General features: G+C 38.3%; 1 protein-coding gene. It reads left to right on the top strand.

Going from position 1 to position 684, the window contains the following annotated elements:
- Nucleotides 1–72: 72 nt before the first annotated feature.
- Nucleotides 73–684: response regulator transcription factor (locus tag CWB66_RS11725; protein ID WP_138585518.1), on the top strand; the 612-nt coding region annotated here is incomplete at its 3' end.

Below are 684 nucleotides of genomic sequence, written 5' to 3'. Positions count from 1 at the left end.
CAGAGTTGTTCTATAATATTAGTGAATAAAAGCAACCGCTTTATAAAATACAATAACACTGAAGAGATATAAATGAGTGATTTAACCGCAATAGCCAATTTATCAATATTATTAGTAGAGCCTTCAGATGTGCAGCAAAAGCTTATAATAAAATCACTAACTCAATGTGGTGTAAAACAAGTTGAAACGGCGGCGACACAACTGCAAGCTTTAACAATGCTTGAAAAGTACCAACCTGATTTAGTTATTAGCAGTATGTACTTTGCTGATGGCACTGCAGACACGTTATTACAGCAAATAAGATCTACCCCACGTACAGAACACCAAGCATTTATGTTGGTATCGAGCGAGCGTAATAAAAAGTATCTTGAACAATTAAGGCAGTCGGGTGTACTCGCTATTTTACCTAAGCCATTTAGCGCCGAGGCTATTACACGCGCGCTAAAAGCCACTTTAGACATTATTACCGAAGAAGAGGTAGAGCTTGAGCACTTTGATATAACTTTATTGCGAGTACTGGTTGTTGACGACAGCCGTTTTGCACGTAAGCATATTATTCGTGTACTTGCTGGCATGGGGATCCCTGCACCAGTAGAAGCTGAAGATGGTAAACAAGCGATAGAGCAATTAAACTCACAATCATTTGACTTAATTGTTACCGATTATAATATGCCAGAAATGGAT

Source organism: Pseudoalteromonas sp. S558 (genome assembly GCF_005886635.1).
In the GTDB taxonomy this organism is placed as follows: domain Bacteria; phylum Pseudomonadota; class Gammaproteobacteria; order Enterobacterales; family Alteromonadaceae; genus Pseudoalteromonas; species Pseudoalteromonas aliena.
This window is presented reverse-complemented; position numbering and strand designations above follow the sequence as displayed.